Raw genomic sequence first — 17,410 nt, forward strand, 5'->3', positions numbered from 1 at the left:
GTCAGCGCGTGGGGATCAGTTCCCGCTGATGCGCTCGGCGTCCCGCAGTTTGCCGGTCACCTCTACCTCGGGGTGCACCAGGACCACGGAACCGTCGGCCTTCCAGGTTCCCAATGACTGCGCAAGGACGGTTTCGAGGCCGTCGGCCGCCGGAACGAGCAGCCGCAGCCCGGGGCCCTGGGCCGCGGCAAAACCGTCCAGGAGCGCCCCGTGCGCATGGGCTGCGCCGTCGGAGGTGCGGACGGCGAGACGTCCCGCCTCCGGATCCACGTGGGGCATGAAAATGTCGCCGTGGGAGCGGACCTCGGCGGCGTAGTCGAGGACGCCGCTGGGCAGTTCACCCGTCCACCGCATGGCCAGTGCCGGCAAAGACACGGCCAGGACGGCGTCGAACCCGCCCGCGGCAGCGCCCGGACCCGGGTCCGCGGTGGCAAGCAGGTCAGCCTCCGCGTCGTCGAAGACCACTTCCATGCCAAGCTGCCAGGCCGCGAGGGCCAGGATCACCGACTTCCAGTGCGCGGGCAGGTCCAGGCGCAGCCGCATGCCCGGTTCGGCGTCGAGTTCGTCCTGCAGCAGGTTGGAAGTCTTCGCGACCCAGTTGTCCAGCACGCGGCCAGAGAGTTCAACCCGTTCCGAATCGGGGCCGTACCAGGTCAGCCGGGGCGCCGTGGCCTGGCCGGACCGCAGTGCTGTCATCAGGTCGATTGCCGGAATGCTCATGCCCTCATCTTGCCACGGCTGTTGTCGCGGCCGATCAGTCCCCGGCTCCGTGACGTCCGTCACCCCGGCGGCCCCGGCGTTCGGCGGGGTCCGCGCAGGGCGCGGGAAAATTTCCCGAAAATTCAATGAAAAGCCCCAAAAGTGCTCAGTACCCTGATTATTCCGCGGGTTCTCGCGGGAGAGGAGAAAAAATTCCGGGCGTGGCGTGCCTCCACTTTGTGTATCAAGTTGATTATTATCTCCGCCGTGGCTTGACTCCCGGATACTTACACGCGTGTAATTAGTTATCTAAAGCCACTGCACAAAAACCGGCACTCAACCGAGTGTCCAAGGGGGTCTTGCAGTGGCTGCAAATCAGGAGGGGGACGCCATGGGGCTAGCAGAGCGTATCCATGAAGATGCCGTAGTTGCCGGCCAGGCCACGGCGAAATACCGGTCACGCGGCGTGCCGACTGACTGGTACGTAGATCCGGCGGATCCGGACGCAGCTGACCGCTATAACGAACACACCAAGGATTCCCTGCAGGAGGCCGCCACGGCCTTCCTCGCAGCGCACGACGAGCTCCTGTCCGGCCCGGATCATGACACCGATCCCCTCGACCCGCCGATGGAGCTCCATTCGCCCGGTTCCGGTACCGCCGGGCAGCGGGTCTGGATCGGCCTGCCGTCCCGGCAGGAATTCGACGACGAGGGCGAGCTCGGCTGGCAGACCGATGCCCTGTGCGCCCAGACTGATCCCGAAGCCTTCTTCCCCGAAAAGGGCGGCTCCACCCGCGACGCCAAGAAAGTCTGCGGCGCCTGCAATGTGCGTTCCCAGTGCCTCGAGTACGCCTTGTCCAACGACGAGCGCTTCGGGATCTGGGGAGGCCTCTCCGAGCGCGAGCGGCGCCGGCTTAGGAAGCGAGCAGTCTAATTCTTCAAGAAGTACGAGTCACCGCCGTCGTGGTCTCCCACGACGGCGGTGATTTTCTCCCCAGGACCCTTGCGGCGCTGGCGGCCCAAACACGGCCCGCCGACGCCGTGATCGGTGTCGACACCGGATCCCGCGACCACTCCGCCGCCCTCCTTGAACAGGAACTGGGCAAGGCCAACGTCACTGTCTTCGACCAGCCCAGGTCCGGCATGGGTGGAGCCGTCATGGCCGGGCTCAAGGCCCTCGCGCCGTGGCCTGCGGAGGGCTCCGCCGCCACGGCGCCGGGCACCGACTGGATCTGGCTGCTGCACGACGACGCCGCACCGGCACCCGAGGCCCTGGCCGAACTCCTCCGTGCGGTCGAGCGGGCGCCGTCGGTCACGGTTGCAGGCTGCAAGCAGCTGGACTGGCATGCCGAGCGGCGGCTGATCGACGTCGGGCTCTCCACGAGCCGCTGGGCCGAGCGGCTGACGCTGATCGACGCCGACGAGCTCGACCAGGGCCAGTACGACGGCCGCAGCGATACCTTTGCGGTCAATTCCGCCGGCATGCTGGTCCGCCGCGACATCTGGGAGGAGCTCCGGGGCTTCGATCCGGCCCTGCCCGGCAGCGGCGACGACGTCGACTTCTGCTGGCGCAACCGTCTCGCCGGGCACCGCGTGGTGGTGGTCCCCAGCGCCCGGATGTTCCATGTCTCGCACCGTCCCCACGCCCTTGGCAACGCGACGGCCGCACGCAAGGCACAGGTGCACCTGCGGCTCAAGCACGCGGCCGGCTGGAAAGTCCCGCTGCACGCGGCCGGCGCCCTCCTGGGCAGCCTCTTCAAACTCGTCCTGAGCATTGCGGTCAAGGACCCGGGGCACGGGTTCTCCCAACTGCTGGCGACCTTTGCCGCACTGGGCCGCCCGGCGGCGGTGGTCCGCGGACGCCGCAATGCCGCGCGCACCCGCCGGATCCGGCGCTCCGTCATGAAAGGACTGCAGACGCCGCGCCGTGAGGTCTGGGCGCACCGGCGCTCCCTGATTGAGGCGCTCGGCGCCGACGACTTCGGCAGCGAATTGACAGGTGCCGGTCCGCTGGCCGAGCAGCCCACCGGGAACACCGGCAATGCTGACGATTTCGCCGCCATCGCCACCCCGGACCGCGGCTGGGTGGGCAGCGGTGCGGTGCTGGCCATCCTCCTGACCCTGGCGGTCTCCCTGACAGGGTTGCTTAGCCTGTTCCGGGCCCCGGCCGTCTCCGGCGGCGCGCTGATCCCCGTCTCATTGCGCCTCTCCGAAATCTGGAACCATGCCTCCACCTGGTGGATCAGTCTGGGCGCGGGCCTGCCGGGCCACGGCGACCCCTTTGGCTACCTGCTGTGGGTGCTCGGTGTGCTCGGTGCCGGCGATGCCAACGGCGGCGTGGGCTGGTTGTTGATCCTCGCCATGCCGCTGTCTGCGCTGGGCGCGTGGTTCGCTGCCGGCGCCCTGACTGCCCGCCGGAGGCTGCGCCTTGCGGCCGCTCTGCTGTGGGCCGCGGCGCCGGCACTCCAGGTGTCGCTGAACCAGGGCCGGCTCGGCGGCTTGGTCGCGCACGTCATGATCCCGGTGGTCGTCCTGGCGCTGCTCCGGGCGACCGGCACGGCCGCGGGCCGCGGCATCCATGCCGTCCCGGCCCCGGGGCAGGGACGGCTCATCCCCACGCCGGCCGCCCGTCCCGGCGTCAACGGGACGCCGTCGTGGACGGCTGCGGCCGCCGCGGGCCTCGCCCTGGCCGTGGTCACCGCCGCGGCGCCCTCGCTGCTGCTGCCGTCCATGGCCGTCGTGGCCCTCTGCGGCGTGCTGTTGGGCCGGCGCGGCCGCACGGTGTGGTGGGCGCTCCTGCCCAGCCTGGCACTGTTCCTGCCCTTCGCCTTCTCGGTCCTGGACCGGCCGCGGGCGCTCCTGGCCGACCCGGGTCTGCCGCTCGGTTTCGACGCCGCCCCACTGTGGCAACAGGCCCTGGGGCAGCCACTGAACTTCGACGCCGGCGCCGGACTCACCGGGCTCAGCGCCTTCGGCGGGTCCGCCGCAGGTTCCGCCGGGCCGGCCGGTCTGCCGTGGGCACTGCTGCTGGCCTTGCTGTTGGGGCTGCCGGTGCTGCTGCTGGCCCTGGCCGCACTCTTCATGCCGCGCCGGCTTGTGCTGGCCGGACGCACCCGGACGGCACGGGGCCTGTGGGCCGTGGCCGTCCTGATGCTGGCCGGCGGCTGGCTCGCCGGGCATGTCGCCTCCGGCGCCAGCGCCGAGGTCCTGGTCACTCCGTTCCCCGGCCCCGCCGTTTCGGCGGCCGCGTTCGCGTTCCTGGGCGCTGCCCTGATCGGAGCCGAAGGGCTCCTGGACGCCGCCGACCGGACCGCCGGTTCCGGGCTGGCACGGAAGGTCCTGGTCCGCGGTACGGCCGCGGCATCCATGGTCCTGCTGCTGGCTGCGCCCCTGGCCGGGTTTACCGTGTGGACCGCACAAAACCTGCTGCAGCCCGCGTCGCAGACACCGACACAGGCAGCGGCAGCCACCGCGGGACCCTCCGGTCTCGGGACCCCGAGGCTCGTCCAGCCTGCCCAGGCCCGCACGCTGCCCGCCACGGCGGTTGATCGCGGCGAGGGCCCGGAACAGTCCAGGACGCTCCTGATTGCCAGCAACGAGGACGGAAGCTTCGACGCAACACTCATGCGCGGAGCCGGGACCACCCTGGACGCGCTCTCAACGATCGCCGCCGCCCGCGGCATCATGGGAGCGCCGGGCCAGGAGACGGTCCGCGACGACGACGCCGTCGCCGGATCGCTCCGGAACGTCGTGGCCACCATCGTCGCCGGCGAAGGCGTGGATCCGCGGGAGGACCTCGAGCGGCTCGGCGTCGGCTTTGTCGTGCTCCGGGTTGCCGATTCAGCCTCCGAATTGACGGCCAGCCGCATGGACGCAGTCCCCGGACTTGTCGCCGTCGGCCAGACGGGGACGGGATGGCTCTGGCGGGTCAGCCCGCAGGACCGGCCCGGCATCACGGACTCCGACGTCGCGCACCGGGTCCGGGTAGTGGACGGCAGCGGCGCCGCCATCGGACTGCTCCCGTCCGAAGAAGTCTCGGCGGCCGGCACGGTCCCGGCCGGCCCCGAGGGCCGCCTTGTGGTGCTCGCCGAGCGGGCCGATCCGGGCTGGAGCGCCTGGCTTGACGGGCGCCGCCTGACCTCAACGACGTCGGGATGGTCGCAGGCCTTCACACTGCCGGCCCAGGGCGGCCAGTTAAGCATCCGTTACGAAGCGCCGTGGGCCGTCCTGATCGGAATTGCGCAGGCCGTGATGATCGGGCTGACCGTCCTCCTCGCCGTGCCCATGCCTGCCCGCCGGTCCAACACCGGCCTGTCCAGGGACGAAGCCTCCCTGCGTAAGGAACATCAGCATGTCTAAGGGCCACAACGAAAAAGAAACCGAAACGGAAGCCGAAACGGGTCCGTCGCCGCGGAAGCGGCGGCTGCCGCGGGCCGGAGTGATCGGCGGCATCCTCTCCGCGGTGGCCCTCGTTGCCGCGGGCGGCGGCCTGGTATCGGCGGCGTCGCTGACGCCCCAGAACCCCGCCAGCAGGCAGCTCGAGGCCCCCGTCGCCGCGGTTCCGGCCGGCAGCAGCGTCGGGGTCTGCCCGGGCCCGGCCCGGCTGCTTGAGGGCACCCCCGTGGGCACCGACCCCCAGTTCAGTCCGGAATCCGCCACCGCGAAAACAGCCGTCAGCGCCGCCGTGCTCGGCTCAAGCGCCGGCATCATCCCCGGCAGCCGGCTCGCCCCGCTTAAAGGTGCCCCCCTCGCCGACATCGCGCCGGGCACCGCGCCCACAGCTTCCGCGCCCCCGGCTTCCGCGGCTGCGGCCCGCACGCCCGTGCTGGTCGCCGGCGTCGTGCCCCAGCGCGAGGTGGACAACATCAGCGTCCTCAGCGCCGATGCCCAAAACAACCACCAGGCAGCTGCCGGCGCCGTCCTGAGCTACACGGCAGAGGACGGGGACCTCCAGGGTTCCGCGGCTGCCGCGTGCCAGCAGCCCGGCAACGATCTCTGGCTGGTCGGCGCCAACACCGCGCTCGGCCGGTCGGCGGTCCTGAACCTGACCAATGCCTCCAGCACGCCGGCGACGGTGAGCCTGGACCTCGTTGGCTCCGAGGGCCCGATCCAGGCTCCCGGAAGCCGCGGCCTGCTGGTGGCGCCCGGCACCACCCGCTCCATCATCCTGGCCGGGCTCGCGCCGGGACAGGAACGGCTCGGCGTGCGGGTCCGCAGCACCGGCGGCCCGGTGGCTGCCGTGATCCAGCAAAGCGTGCTCCGCGGCCTCACACCCGGCGGCGTCGACTTCATCACCCCCGGCACCGCCCCGTCCGTCAGCCAGGTGGCCGCCGGTCTCGACATCCAGGATCCCGCGGCGCTGGCCGCGCTCAAGGCAAAGCCCGGCTTCGCCGACGCCGGACCGGCCCTCGAAGTCGCCGTGCCGGGGGCCACCGACGCGGTGGTCGAGATCAAGCTGTATGGTCCCGACGGCCAGAAGGCGCTGCCCGGCGGCGGCGTGGTGACGGCGAAGGCCGGCGCGGTCACGGAAGTTTCCCTGGCCGGGGTCCCGGCCGGGACCTACACCGTGGCGGCGAGCTCGGATGTCTCGTTCGCGGCCACGACCCGGCTCACGCGGGGACTGCAGGCCGGGGACGCGGCGGACATCGCGTTTTCCGCCGCCTCGGCGCGGCTGGGCAGCCAGCACATCGTTGCGGTTCCGCGCACGGGCGACCGGCAGCTCGTTCTCGGTGCCCCCGCCGGCCGGGCGACCGTGACCTACACGCCAATCACTGCGGACGGCAAGATCCGGACCGCAGGCACCGCCGACATTGCCGGCGGAACCACCGTTTCCATCAAGATCCCCGCTGACGTGGGCGGCTCGCCGCTCGTGGGCTATGTGGTGTCCGCCGCCGGGGATCCGGCGTACGGGGCACTTGTTCTGGCGCGGGACGGCCGGCAGGACATTTCCGCGGTGGCGCTGGCGCCGGAAGCGGCAGGACAACGGCAGGTCCCCGTCACGCTGGGCTACTAGGCCCGGGGCAGGCCGGACGCAGGCTCGGGCTAGTACCGGCGGCGGTAGACGGGGTCGAGGGACTCCGGGGGTACGCCGAGCATCTCGGCCGTGTATTCCACGACGACGTCGTGCACGAGGTCCTGGAGTTCGTCCCGGGTTCCGCATACCTGCTCCACCACCCGGCGGTACAGCGTGATGACCGGTCCGTCCTCGGCCGTGGCAGCAGTGAAAGCGCCCATCGGCGCGGGCGTGCGGTCCGCCACGAGCTGCTCCAGGCCCGGGGGGATCTCGTCAACGGCGAAGCGGACGCCGTCGAGCGGCTTGCCCCAGATGTCGTGCAGCCGCTGGGCCGAGTCCAGGACGAAGTCATCGAAGCGGTCGGAGCGCGTCCGGTAGCCGGGCACGGTGGGGAGTATGAGCTCGCCGCGAAGGCCCCGGCCGTGCCGGTTCCTGCGGCGCTGCCGGAAGGTCTTTCCCTGGACGGCGGCAGGCGACCCGGCCAGAGGCGCGCCGGCGGGGCCGGAACCGGCGCCTGTGCGTCCGGCGTCGGGGTCAGCCAACCGGACCGTGAAACCCGAATCGTGGTGCGATGACTGCATATCTTGACTCTAAACCCGCGCAATGAAATACGCGATACAGCCCCGACGGCGATCCGCCGCCGCTCCGCCGCGGCCGCGCCGCGGCGCCGCCGCGGCACAACGACAGACGTTTCAATGCGCAGCCCCCGGCCCGAGGGGGAGTAGTCTGTGATGTCGTGGGTGCAATTCGTATTTGTTCTAGGTCTGCCTGCCGCAATTCTGCGGTGGCCACTTTGACGTACGTCTACGCCGACTCCACGGCCGTTCTGGGCCCGCTGGCGACGTACGCCGAACCGCACTGCTACGACTTGTGCGAACAGCACGCCGATTCGCTGACCGTGCCGCGCGGCTGGGAAGTCATGCGGCTGGCGATGCCCGCAACCCCGGCCGGCCCCGGCCCCGACGACCTCCTGGCCCTTGCCAACGCGGTCCGCGAAGCGGCCTCCCGTCCGGCTGCGGGGGAAACGGCGAAGGGGCAGCGCACGCTGCACCCGGCGCTGGAGGCACCGGCCCCGGCTGAGGGCGTCCGGCGCGGACATCTGCGCGTCCTGCGCGAACCTTCCTAAGGCGTCAACTGGCGGTAGGGTGGAAACTGCAAAAAGCCGTCAGCCACTTAGCCACCGGCGCCCTGTTGCGGCGCCCATCAGGGAGCGTTCACCATGCCCAAGCTCAGTTCCGAACTGTTGTCTGTCCTGCGATGCCCCGTCACCGGCTCCGGCCTGGTGCAGGAAGGCGACGAGCTCGTCACCGTCACGGCAGATGGCGCCGGGAACAAGCTGCGGTACAAAATCGAGGACGGCATCCCGCTGTTGCTGCCGCCGGAACTGCTGCCCGCCGCCGCGGCGGCCCCCGCTGACCAGCACGACGCGAAGCTGCACGACGCCGCCCCGCGCCACGCCGCGGAATAGCGCGCCCCGCGCCACGCCGCGGAATAGCCGCCCCAAAACGCCGCCGGGCACCCATCGGGGAGGCCCGCGGCACCGAATGACTGCTTAGATCCTGCTCCAATCCAGAATCGCCCAGCTCCAGACACGCGATGCCACCGGCCACAACAAAGGACTCAGATGACTTTCGATTACAAGATTGCGGACATTTCCCTGGCCGAGGCGGGCCGCCACCAGATCCGCCTCGCCGAGCACGAGATGCCCGGACTCATGTCCCTGCGCGAGGAGTTCGGCGCCAGCCAGCCGCTCAAGGGCGCCCGGATCGCCGGATCCCTGCACATGACCGTCCAGACCGCGGTGCTGATCGAGACCCTTACCGCCCTCGGCGCCGAAGTCCGCTGGGCGTCCTGCAACATCTTCTCCACCCAGGACGAAGCCGCCGCCGCAGTGGTGGTCGGCAACGGCACCGTCGAGGACCCCCAGGGCGTCCCCGTCTTCGCCTGGAAGGGCGAGACGCTGGAGGAATACTGGTGGACCGCCCAGCAGATCCTCACGTGGCCGGGCGCCGACGCCAACCCTGAGCTGGGCCCGAACATGATCCTGGACGACGGCGGCGACGCCACCATGCTGGTGCACAAGGGTGTCGAGTTCGAGGCCGCCGGCGCTGTCCCCGCCGCCGCCGAGGACGAGTCCGAGGAAGGCCGGGTGTTCCTCGACGTGCTGCGCGCATCCCTCGAGTCCGACCCGCAGAAATGGACCCGCATCGGCGCCCTCCTGCTCGGCGTCACCGAGGAGACCACCACGGGCGTGCACCGCCTGTACCAGCTGGCGGAGCAGGGCAAGCTGCTCTTCCCGGCGATCAACGTCAACGACTCTGTCACCAAGAGCAAGTTCGACAACAAGTACGGCATCCGCCACTCCCTGCCGGACGGCATCAACCGCGCCACCGATGTCCTGATGGGCGGCAAGGTCGCCGTCGTCTGCGGTTACGGCGACGTCGGCAAGGGCGCAGCGGAGGCCTTCCGCGGCCAGGGGTCGCGCGTGATCGTCACGGAGATCGACCCGATCTGCGCGCTCCAGGCGGCCATGGACGGCTACCAGGTCGCCAAGCTGGAATCCGTCCTCAGCGAAGGCCACATCTTCATCACCACCACGGGCAACAAAGACGTCATCATGGCCAAGCACATGGCCGAGATGCGTGACAAGGCCATCGTGGGCAACATCGGGCACTTCGACAATGAGATCGACATGGCCGGGCTGGCGCGGGTCCCCGGCATCAAGAAGGTCGAGATCAAGCCCCAGGTGCACGAGTGGGTCTTCGAAGCTGACCCGGCCACGGGTAAGGGCGGCCGCTCCATCATCGTCCTGTCCGAAGGCCGCCTGCTGAACCTCGGCAACGCCACCGGACACCCCTCGTTCGTCATGAGCAACTCCTTCGCCAACCAGACGATCGCCCAGATTGAACTGTTCACGAAGGCCGGCCAGCCCGAGGGCGAGCGGGAATACGAGAACCAGGTGTACGTCCTGCCCAAGATCCTGGACGAAAAGGTCGCCCGCCTGCACCTGGGTGCCCTCGATGTGGAGCTGACCGAGCTGTCCAAGGAACAGGCGGAGTACCTGGACGTCGACGTGGCCGGACCGTACAAGCCCGGTCACTACCGCTACTAGGAACCCTCCCAAAGGGCCCCGGACGAAGGTCCGGGGCCCTTTGTTGTGACCGTTTTGGGGGCACTTTTGTAACCGGATCGTGGTCGAATCGGGCCGGGGTTCCAAGGTAATTCGCTTATGCTGGCAGGATGACGTGTGGAAACGCCCGGGTCCTGTGATGGCCCTGAAAACCTGGAGTACCGGCCGAAAGATCGCCCTGCTGGGGGTGCTCTGTGCCCTGGCAGCCGGCGGCGGAGCCTTCGCCGCGGCGGCTCCGGGGCTGGCCCAGTCCGGGATTTCCTCCGAGGCCGGGTCCCCGTCCCGGACGACGCCGGGACTCGCCGTCCCGGTGGTCGCCCCCGCAGAACTGGCCGTCTCGCCCGCCGACGGCGCCAAGCAGGTCAACCCTGCGGCGCCGGTTTCCCTCAAGGTCACGAACGGCCGGATTGACCGCGTGGCCCTGACGAGCGATGACGGCGACACCGTTGACGGCACCTTGGGCACGGACGGGTCCGCCTGGACGTCCTCCGGCAACCTGACATTCAACACGCGGTATAACTTCACGTACTCCGTGGTGGACGACGCGGGACGCGAGACCCACAGCACGCGCGCGTTCACCACCGTGTCGACCGCCAACGAGGCCGACGCCGCCATATACCCCTTGGACGGGATGAAGGTGGGTGTGGCCCAGCCCCTGCAGATCACCTTCAGCGAGCCGGTCCTGAACCGGACCGCCGTCGAAAAGGCCATCAAGATCACCTCGACGTCCGGCCAGGTGGGTGATTTCCACTGGTTCAACAACAACACTGTCCGGTACCGGCCGGAGGCCTTCTGGGCCGCGAACAGCACCATCACCATGGACATGAAGCTGTTCGGCGTCGAGCTCGGCAACGGGCAGGTCGGCAACTTCAACAAGACGGTAACGGTCCATATCGGGGACAAGAAGGTGGCCGTCGCCGACGCCAAGGCCCATACGTTCTCGGTCAGCATCAACGACAAGCCGGCCGGACACTGGCCGGCGACCATGGGTGACACCCGGTTCCCGTCGGCACGGGGCTTGCTCGTGTTTATGGAGAAGCACCGTGTGGAGCACATGGATGCCTCCACGATTGGGCTCAAACCGGGGGACCCGGCCTACTACGGCCAGCTGGACGTCAACTACGCCACGCGCCTGACGCCCAGCGGGGAATTCATCCACCAGGCCACGGAGTCCGCGATGCCCTACATCGGCAAGACGAACCTCTCCCACGGCTGTATCGGCCTGGGCCCGGACGGCGCGAAGTGGGTGTTCGACAATATGACCACCGGCGACGTCGTCCAGGTGGTGAACACCGAGGGGGAGTACGCCAACTTCGATGACGGCTTCGGGGACTGGAACATCCCTTGGGCCCAATACGCCAACTGACGGGGTGGCACCTCGCTGAGCCCAATCCTCTGACGGTAGGCTCAGAGCCAGATAAGTTGCGCAGCCGGGCGCAGGCCGGGCAGCGCAGAAGCCTACGGAAGCGAAGCTCCACGTGACTGACAAGAGTCCCACCCCTCCCGACCGGCCGGATCCGCACCTGGACCCGTCGGACGACACCGACGAACCGGCGTTCGACTGGATGAAGCCGGCCGCCGCTGGCAAGCCCACGGCGGGCACGGCAGCCGGCCCGGCAGGGCCGGCCGCAGCCGCCGGCAAGCCCATGGCGGGCACGGCAGCCGGCCCGGCAGGGCCGGCCGCAGCCGCCGGCAAGGCAGGATCAGCCGCAGCAGCGGGATCAGCAGAGGGCACGGCAGCGCCGTCGGCAACGCCCACCGCCAGCCAGCCGGAGAGCCGCGCCGACCGCAAGGCGGCCGAGGCCGCCGCCACGGGGCCGTCGGATACTTCCCCGTCGGACGTGGCCACGTCGCATGCTGCCACGTCGAATGATGAGGCGCGCGGGGCAGGAGCCGGCGCATCAGCCCGCGCACGTCCTGACACCGACCCCGAGGACGAAGTCGAACGCCGCAACGCCGAACGCCGTAATGCCGAACGCGAGCAGGCGGCCAAGGCCAAGCCCGTCCTGCCGCGGGTGCTTCAGGTGCTGCTCGCCGTGTTCTACCCGGTCATCCTGCTGGTGCTCGCCGTCCGCGCCGTGACCAGCCCCCTGTTCCTCTGGGTGGAATACAACCGTCCGGGCTTCCCCGGTGACGGCTACGGCTTCAGCACCGATGACCGCATGACGTACGGTTCCTACGCGGTGGACTACCTCAGCAACTGGTCGGGCCCCCGCTACCTCGGCGATCTTGTGGACCAGAGCGGGGAGCGGTTGTTCAAGGACGGCGAAGTCAGCCACATGGCCGACGTCAAGGCCGTGATCCTGTCCACTTTCGGCGCCGGTACCCTGCTGATCCTGCTGGGCCTGGTGGCGGTGATCTACCTCAAGCGGCGCCATAACGGGGGAGTCCGCCGCGGCCTGTTCGCCGGCTCGATCGTCACCCTTGCACTCATCATCGGCCTCGGGACCCTCGCGGTACTCGGCTGGGAGCAGTTCTTCACCGATTTCCACCGTATTTTCTTCGCCAACGGGACCTGGACATTTACGCTTCAGGACACCCTGATCCGGCTCTTCCCGGGCCAGTTCTGGATGGACGCCGGGATCGTCATCGGAAGCCTCGTGCTGCTCGCTTCCTTGGTCACCCTCGTCCTGACCTGGCCCACGCGCCGGCGCCGCGGCCTCGGCAAGAAGGCCGCCGCCACGTCCAAGGGCACCGATACTGATGCCGGCGCCGGCGCCACCGCCGAGGCTGCGCCCGCGGCGGACGGCACGGCAGGCAGCGACGCAGAGGGCCCGGCGCGCACCCGGCACACCGTCTGACGACGGGGCGGTTGCCCGGGGTCAGCCGTAGATGCGGTTGATGTGCTGTTCGTAGTCCCGCACGACGGCGGCCCGCTTGAGTTTGAGCGAGGGGGTCAGGTGCCCTGATTCCACGGTGAAGTCGGCGTCCAGGATGACGAAGCTGCGGATGGACTCGGCCTTGGAGACCGTGAGGTTCGCGGCATTGATGGCTTCCTGGATCGCGGCCCGGACCGTCTGGTCCGTGGCGGCTTCGGCCGGCGCCATGACGGGCACCTTCCGGGCGGCGCACCAGTTGCGCAGTCCTTCCGGGTCCAGGTTCACCAGTGCCGAGACGAAGGGCCGGCCGTCGCCAACGACCACGGCCTGTCCGACCAGCTGGTGCTCCCGGATCTTCTCCTCGAGCGGGCCCGGGGCGACATTCTTGCCGCCGGCTGTGACCAGCAGGTCCTTCTTCCGGCCCGTGATGGTCAGGAATCCGTCCTCGTCGAGGGAGCCGAGGTCGCCGGTCCGGAAGAAACCGTCCACGAAGGCCTCAGCGTTGGCGGCCTCGTTGGCGTGGTAGCCCTTGAAGACGCCGATGCCCTTGACCAGGATCTCGCCGTCGTCGGCCACCCGGACCGTGGTGCCCGGCACCGGGATGCCGACGGTGCCCACCTTGGTCCGCGCCGGGGTGTTGGCTGTGCAGGGCGCCGTGGTTTCGGTCAGGCCGTAGCCTTCCAGGACGGGGATGCCCACGCCGCGGAAAAAATGGGCGTCGTTGGAGCTCAGCGGGCTCGCGCCGGAGACCGTGTACCGCAGCTGGCCGCCGAAGGCCTGCCGGAGCCTGGGATACAGGATCCGGTCGAAGACTGCGTGCCGGGCACGCAGCAGGAGCCCCGGGCCCGTGCCGTTGCCCCGGGAGGCGGCGTCGAGGGCCTTGGAGTAGTCGATCGCGGCCGCCGCTGCGGCTGTGAAGATCCGTTCCTTGCCGGCGGCGTCGGCCTTCTGCGCGGCTCCGGCGTAGACCTTTTCGAAGATCCGGGGGACCACCAGCAGAAAGGTGGGTTTGAAGCTGTCCAGGTCGTCCAGGAGCTCTTTGGCACTGGCGGTGTGGCCGAGGGTGGATCCGGAGCTCAGGCAGACCACCTGTACCGCCCGGGCCAGGACGTGCGCCAGGGGCAGGAACATCAGCGTCCGGGAACGCGGCTGCATGAGGAGCTCGGGCAGGAACAGGACGATGTTCTTGGCCACGAGGGCAAAGTTGGCGTGGGTGATCTCGCAGCCCTTGGGCTTGCCGGTGGTGCCCGAGGTGTAGACCAGGGACGCGACATCCGCCAGGGACGCCGCGGTCCGGTGGCGTTCCAGCTCGGCGTCGGTCACCCCGGTGCCGGCCGCGGCCATGCTTGCCAGGTTCGGTGCGGCGCCGTCGTGCTCCATCCGCACGACGGCAACAAGCCTGTCACCGAGGACGGTGGAGGCGTCCAGGACGCCCTGGACGAGGGCGGCCCTGGCGTGGTCCTCGACGAACACCCGCCGGGCCCCCGAATCATGGAGAATCCACTCGACCTGGGCCGCGGAGGAGGTCTCGTAGATCGGGACGGTGACGCCGCCGGCGAACCAGATGGCGAAGTCCACCACCGTCCACTCGTACCGGGTGGCGGACATGACCGCGACGGTTTCGCCCGGCGTGAGTCCGCCGGCGATCAGGCCCTTGGCAAGGGCAGTGACCTGCTCCAGGAAGTGCTGGACGGAGACGTCGGTCCAGCCGGCGGGGCCTTTGCGGGAGTAGAGGGCGTGCACGGGATCCTTCGCGTGCTGCTCCAGGAGCAGGTCAGTCACGTTGCTCTCCGGGTCCAGCTCCACGAGCAGTCCGGTGCTTGCTTCTCTCACAGCCGAGTCTCCATTTCCTGGTCCGCCCGGAGTTCGGCGGACATTCCCCTGCAATCCTGCCCTAGATCCAGGACGGCATCCACATCCGGATGCGCCAGTCCTGGTACGGGATCACCTCGGCCGTCCAGACCGGGTAGAAGAACGCGGACACCAGCACGGCCGCCACCACGAACAGCGCCACCAGGTAGAACCCGGACCGCCGGCGCCAGAGGGGGTCGGCGCGCTGGCCGAGCACCAGCCCCAGGCAATAGACGAGCGCCAGCACCAGGAACGGTTCAAAGGACACGGCGTAGAAGAAGAAGGTGGTGCGCTCCGGGTACATGAACCAGGGGAGATATCCTGCGGCCACTCCGGCCAGGACTGCGCCGGCGCGCCAGTCGCGGCGGCCCGCCCACCAGAACAGCAGGACACCCAGGCTCACGGCCGCGCTCCACCAGATCAACGGGTTGCCGACGGAGAGGATGGCGGTGGTGCAGTTGGTCAGCTCGCAGCCCGGGGTGCCCTGCCCGGGGGATTCGTAGAAGAAGGACGTGGGCCGGCCCATGACCAGCCAGCTCCAGGCGCTGGCCTCGTAGGGGTGGTCGGCACTGAGGCCCTGGTGGAACTTATAGGCCTCCAGGTGGTAATGCGCCAGGGACCGTACGGCGTTCGGCAGCCAGCCCCACTCGGCCGAGGGATTGGCGTCGGCCCAGTGCCTGAAGTAGGCGTCCGTGGAACGGAACCACCCGGTCCAGGTGGCGCCGTAGACCAGGGCGGCCACCGGAACGATGCTCAGGAAGGCCGGGACGCCGTCCTTGAGGATGCCGCCGCTGATCCAGGCATGCACGCCGGCTATGCGCCGCGCACTGAGGTCCCAGAAGACGGTCAGCAGGCCGAATCCGGCCAGAAAGAACAGGGCGGACCATTTCGTGCCGACCGCCAGGCCCAGGCAGACGCCCGCCGCGAGGCGCCACCACCGGATGCCGAGCCAGGGCCCGGAGGTGAGCTGCAGCGCGGAGGGCCGCCCCGTGGCGGAGGCCGCGGCCTGCCGGCCGAGCCGGGCAGCGAGCCGCCTCCGGCCGTCGTCGCGGTCCATCAGCAGGGCCCCGAACGCGGCGAGGATCCAGAACATCAGGAAGATGTCCAGCAGCGAGGTCCGGGACATGACCAGGTGGTGGCCGTCCACGGCAAGCAGGATGCCGGCCACGGCACCCAGGGTGAGCGAGCGGAAGAGCTTTTGCGCGATCAGGGCCAGCAGGAGGATGGACAGTGTCCCCGTCAGGGCCGCACCGAACCGCCAGCCGAAGGGGTTGTCCGCCCCGAAAAGCCACATGCCCGCGGCGATCATCCACTTGCCGACCGGCGGGTGGACGACGTACTCCGGCGTGTTCAGCAGCACGCCGGGGTTGCCGGCGATGAAGGAGTCGTTCGCCCGGTCCGGCCAGCTGCGCTCGTATCCGCTGACCAGGAAGGAGTACGCGTCTTTGACGTAGTACGTTTCGTCAAAGACCAGGTTGCGCGGCGTGTCCAGCCGGACGAACCGCAGGACGCCGCCCAGCGCGGCCGTCAGGACGGGAATGAGCCAGTACCAGAGCCGAAGCGACGCCGGGTAGTCCCGCCAGCTCTGGAGGCCGCCGATCAGGCGTTCCCTGAGGGCCTCCGGGGTGTTGGCCTCGGCGGGGCGGCCGATCCAGCGGTGCCCTTCAAGGTTGCGGCCGGTGCTGAAGCGGCTCCGGTCCTTGCCGGCCGCCCGGCCGTCGGGACGGCTGGGACCTGTTGCCGGCGATGCATCGGGGCCAGTCTCGGGCTGCCGCGTGGGGGTCTGGGTCACGTTGCCCATGCTACCTTTCGCAGCTGTGCTCGCAGGCCCCCGCCCCGGCGGCAGTAGGCTGGTCCTGTGGACCACGAACCCAGCCCTTCCCCCCTTCCTCCCCTCGATCCTCCCTTCGACGGTGATGCCGCCGCCGCCGTTCCCGCCCCTGATTCCGCGTCTGTTTCCGCCGCTGTTTCCGCCAGTGTTCTCGCCCCTGGCGGGCCCGGCAGGATCGTTCTCGCCGCGACGCCGATCGGCAATGCGGGCGATGCCTCGGCGCGGCTCGTGGAGTTGCTCGCGACGGCGGACATCGTCGCCGCGGAGGACACCCGGAGGCTGCACCGCCTTGTGCAGAACCTCGGCGTCACCGTGGCCGGCCGGATCATCAGCTATCACGAGCACAATGAGGCAGCCAAGACGGCTGACCTGCTGGAGCAGGTCCGGTCCGGCAAGACCCTTGTGATGGTGACCGACGCCGGCATGCCCTCTGTCTCTGATCCGGGGTTCAGGCTGGTTGAAGGCGCCGTGGCGGCCGGCCTCACCGTCACCGCGGCCCCGGGACCCTCCGCCGTGCTGACCGCCCTGGCCCTGTCGGGCCTGCCGACGGACCGCTTCTGCTTCGAGGGTTTCCTGCCCCGCAAGGCCGGTGAACGCTCCTCGCGGCTGGCCGATCTCGACACCGAGCGGCGCACCATGGTGTTCTTCGAGGCGCCGCACCGTCTGGAGCCCATGCTGAGGGCCCTGCGTGAGAGCTTTGGCGCCGACCGCCGGGCTGCCGTCTGCCGCGAACTCACCAAGACCTATGAAGAGGTCATCCGCGGCACCCTGCGCGAACTGCTTGAATGGGCCGAGTCCAGCGAGGTACGCGGCGAAATCGCCGTGGTGGTGGGCGGCGCCCCGGAACGCGAACCCGGCCGCCCCGAGGATCATGTGGCCGCCGTCAACGGGCTGATAGCCCAGGGCATCCGGCTGAAGGAGGCTGTCGCCGCAGTGGCCGATGACGCGAAGGTCAGCAAGCGCGAACTCTATGCCGCGGTCCTCGCCGCGCGCTGAGCCGTGCGCTGAGCCAGGTGGTGGGTGCCGGGCGGCGGGTTCCGGCGCGCTGCTTGCCTCGGGGGCCGGCC

General features: G+C 69.7%; 13 protein-coding genes. 9 read left to right on the top strand and 4 right to left on the bottom strand.

What is annotated here, in order from left to right; genetic code table 11:
• Positions 1-15: 15 nt before the first annotated feature.
• Positions 16-720 (bottom strand): TIGR03089 family protein, encoded by a 705-nt coding sequence (locus AC1DFR_RS03170; protein ID WP_476872704.1) that lies wholly within the window; start codon positions 718-720, stop codon positions 16-18.
• A 370-nt stretch (positions 721-1,090) separates the two neighbouring features.
• Here AC1DFR_RS03170 and AC1DFR_RS03175 point away from each other — a divergent pair, with 370 nt between their 5' ends.
• The 3 genes from AC1DFR_RS03175 to AC1DFR_RS03185 are packed head-to-tail and all read left to right on the top strand — an operon-like array spanning position 1,091 to position 6,712.
• The gene (locus tag AC1DFR_RS03175; protein WP_476872823.1) at positions 1,091-1,633 is read left to right on the top strand and encodes a WhiB family transcriptional regulator; all 543 of its coding nucleotides are present in this window, start codon (positions 1,091-1,093) and stop codon (positions 1,631-1,633) included.
• A gap of 29 nt (positions 1,634-1,662) precedes the next feature.
• Positions 1,663-5,058 (top strand): glycosyltransferase family 2 protein, encoded by a 3,396-nt coding sequence (locus AC1DFR_RS03180; protein ID WP_476872705.1) that lies wholly within the window; start codon positions 1,663-1,665, stop codon positions 5,056-5,058.
• On the top strand, positions 5,051-6,712 hold the full coding sequence (locus AC1DFR_RS03185) for a DUF5719 family protein (protein ID WP_476872706.1): 1,662 nt from the start codon (positions 5,051-5,053) through the stop codon (positions 6,710-6,712). Before AC1DFR_RS03180 ends, AC1DFR_RS03185 begins: the two co-directional genes overlap by 8 nt.
• A gap of 29 nt (positions 6,713-6,741) precedes the next feature.
• Here the strand turns inward: AC1DFR_RS03185 and AC1DFR_RS03190 are convergent, their stop codons facing one another.
• Complete coding sequence (locus tag AC1DFR_RS03190; RefSeq protein ID WP_476872707.1) at positions 6,742-7,293, bottom strand: metallopeptidase family protein; 552 nt, start codon at positions 7,291-7,293, stop codon at positions 6,742-6,744.
• Between the two features lie 155 nt (positions 7,294-7,448).
• Between AC1DFR_RS03190 and AC1DFR_RS03195 the strand changes: the two genes are divergently transcribed.
• From AC1DFR_RS03195 to AC1DFR_RS03215, 5 genes are all read left to right on the top strand, one after another.
• On the top strand, positions 7,449-7,838 hold the full coding sequence (locus tag AC1DFR_RS03195) for a DUF3499 domain-containing protein (protein WP_476856560.1): 390 nt from the start codon (positions 7,449-7,451) through the stop codon (positions 7,836-7,838).
• A gap of 93 nt (positions 7,839-7,931) precedes the next feature.
• Complete coding sequence (locus AC1DFR_RS03200) at positions 7,932-8,180, top strand: hypothetical protein (protein WP_028276502.1); 249 nt, start codon at positions 7,932-7,934, stop codon at positions 8,178-8,180.
• Between the two features lie 156 nt (positions 8,181-8,336).
• The gene (gene ahcY, locus AC1DFR_RS03205) at positions 8,337-9,824 is read left to right on the top strand and encodes an adenosylhomocysteinase (RefSeq protein WP_476856559.1); all 1,488 of its coding nucleotides are present in this window, start codon (positions 8,337-8,339) and stop codon (positions 9,822-9,824) included.
• 157 nt (positions 9,825-9,981) lie between these two features.
• The gene (locus AC1DFR_RS03210; protein WP_476872708.1) at positions 9,982-11,208 is read left to right on the top strand and encodes a L,D-transpeptidase; all 1,227 of its coding nucleotides are present in this window, start codon (positions 9,982-9,984) and stop codon (positions 11,206-11,208) included.
• Positions 11,209-11,320: 112 nt separating this feature from the next.
• Positions 11,321-12,643, top strand: a complete 1,323-nt coding sequence (locus AC1DFR_RS03215) for a TIGR01906 family membrane protein (protein ID WP_476872709.1) — start codon at positions 11,321-11,323, stop codon at positions 12,641-12,643.
• A gap of 21 nt (positions 12,644-12,664) precedes the next feature.
• On the opposite strand, the gene AC1DFR_RS03220 is transcribed toward AC1DFR_RS03215, so the two are convergent.
• Both AC1DFR_RS03220 and AC1DFR_RS03225 read right to left on the bottom strand, forming a co-directional pair.
• Positions 12,665-14,494: an AMP-dependent synthetase/ligase gene (locus AC1DFR_RS03220; protein WP_476856556.1), complete on the bottom strand. Its 1,830-nt coding sequence runs from the start codon at positions 14,492-14,494 to the stop codon at positions 12,665-12,667.
• A 61-nt stretch (positions 14,495-14,555) separates the two neighbouring features.
• Positions 14,556-16,313 (bottom strand): dolichyl-phosphate-mannose--protein mannosyltransferase, encoded by a 1,758-nt coding sequence (locus AC1DFR_RS03225; RefSeq protein ID WP_476872710.1) that lies wholly within the window; start codon positions 16,311-16,313, stop codon positions 14,556-14,558.
• 57 nt (positions 16,314-16,370) lie between these two features.
• Between AC1DFR_RS03225 and rsmI the strand changes: the two genes are divergently transcribed.
• The gene (gene rsmI / locus AC1DFR_RS03230) at positions 16,371-17,339 is read left to right on the top strand and encodes a 16S rRNA (cytidine(1402)-2'-O)-methyltransferase (RefSeq protein WP_476856554.1); all 969 of its coding nucleotides are present in this window, start codon (positions 16,371-16,373) and stop codon (positions 17,337-17,339) included.
• The last annotated feature ends 71 nt before the right edge of the window (positions 17,340-17,410 follow it).

Source organism: Arthrobacter sp. 05T410, assembly GCF_056396505.1.